The sequence below is a fragment of the Alteromonas sp. CNT1-28 genome (genome assembly GCF_022348345.1).
GTDB classification, from domain to species: domain Bacteria; phylum Pseudomonadota; class Gammaproteobacteria; order Enterobacterales; family Alteromonadaceae; genus Alteromonas; species Alteromonas macleodii.
Genome location: NZ_JAKREZ010000080.1, coordinates 1 through 1,837, shown reverse-complemented (window position 1 = coordinate 1,837; position 1,837 = coordinate 1). Strand labels below are relative to the sequence as shown.

The 1,837-nt window shown below is 35.6% G+C and carries 2 protein-coding genes; both read right to left on the bottom strand.

What is annotated here, in order from left to right; translation table 11 throughout:
* Positions 1 to 83: 83 nt before the first annotated feature.
* Positions 84 to 659: a hypothetical protein gene (locus MHN02_RS21335; RefSeq protein WP_239247952.1), complete on the bottom strand. Its 576-nt coding sequence runs from the start codon at positions 657 to 659 to the stop codon at positions 84 to 86.
* Positions 660 to 782: 123 nt separating this feature from the next.
* Positions 783 to 1,658 carry a hypothetical protein gene (locus MHN02_RS21330; protein WP_239247951.1) on the bottom strand — a complete coding sequence of 292 codons (876 nt, stop codon included), beginning with the start codon at positions 1,656 to 1,658 and terminating at the stop codon, positions 783 to 785.
* Positions 1,659 to 1,837: the final 179 nt, after the last annotated feature.

Genomic DNA, 1,837 nt, shown 5'->3' with positions numbered 1-1,837 from the left:
TGGACTGCCTAGAGCAGCTCAGCAAGCCCGAAACCAATATCGATCAACTACTACCATGGCAGTTTACTAAGCGTTAGGTGGGATTAGCGGACGCTTACGATCGACGCAATACTACCTGCATTAGGCAGCCCATTTAAAAGAGTTTTGACTACCGCTTTGCTTGGCTTACCACTTTCGACTTGAGCTTCAACTGCATCAATAACTTCATAGGAGGCCAATTGCTCTTCTTCAGGAAGACTTAGTCTATCAATTTCGTTACGTAAAGCAGCGATATGCTCTTGAAGTTCAGGATTTGAATTTACAATATTGACCGAGTTATCTGTAGAGTGTTGGTTAATTCTATTGTTTGTGCCGGATATATTGTAAGTAATATGTTGGACAGCTGCTTTTGCTTCAGGAAGACCGAGTTTGGTAACATCCATTTGGTACCCAGCAGGAATACCATGAAATTTTTCGTGAAAACCCGGGTCTATAACTTTGTATGTTTCTTCTGCACCGTTACTCATTGAACGCTTAATTAAGTCACCAGTCTCTATCAAGATATCAGAACGCTGAATAAATATCTTATCCTTTTGAACGCTCGATTTGATATCCGGAATTATTACTCCGTCTTGTTTTAACACTTTCACGATGTCATTCATTAGATCATCAAATGGCATTTTTCGAACTCTCCTTGGTAACTTAATGCCTAATTAACAGGTAAAAAATGGTTGGCTAAAATAAGTAAACGTAGTGAACAAAAAGCCAACTGTTTTTTGTCATTGTTGAATTTCTTGTTAGGGCTATTGTTTACACAATATATGAGCTTGAACTCCAAAATCTTTGCAGGAACTAATAAAAGTATTTATTAACCAGATTAACTGTACATAGTGTGGTTTACACTTTTGACCTAAAGATAACTTGTTTAGCTCTTCAGCTAACTTTTTCTTACTGAGAAAAGGAGTCGCTAATACTATTCTTTTTATAGCGTTTGGGTTTTGATTAACAGTATCAAGTGCTACTTCTATTTCTTGCCAATTATTAGCACCAATGACCCTGCTTATATTCGTGTTTTCATAAGTTTTATGCCATTCATTATCGTATTTTACTTTAAATAATTGTTTTTCTGCTTGAGTTCGCCCAATATTCTTTAATGCTTGTGCAACAACATCGTGAAATGCACTAGCTCCATATGTATCTTTTTTTACAAATTTAGAATGAATAAACGAAATAGATGAAGCAGCACTATCTATAACAATATGATCAGCCCACTCATCATTCATATCATCACAAATAACAATATTGTCATTGACACTAAATTGATCTTCAACTTTTCTAAATAAAGAAGTGATAGGGAATCTAGTGAAGTGAGGTTTATGCGGTTTCTCTTTCTCACTGCCAATTGAGCTAAAGTTATAAGTATCATCAAAGACGTTAAGTATCGACGGGATGTTATCTACTAAACGCTTATCTTCAAAACATGATTTTGAATAATATGCGTAATTTGGAGAGTCGAATACTGCAGAAAACGGCTTTTCCTTATTTATATAGCTACCGATAGTATATTTTTCAGAGCCATTTTCAGTTACAAAAATATCGTCAAGACTTGAATTTCTGATTGTAATCAAGTTTTTGGTGTATGAAACCTTCCCTGCTAAAGTAAGCCATTTCACTTTCAATAAGTTACCATCAATTAAAATAGGGGATTTAAGTCGATTGAAAAGCTTATTGATTTCCCTCTGTTCTAATTGGGAACCATCCAGGGCGAGATCGCGAACATTATTTGATCAAATTTAACTGTTAGTTGACGACCTGGTCTGGCTATGATCATATGCTCTCTTTTTGGGAGCACCACAAT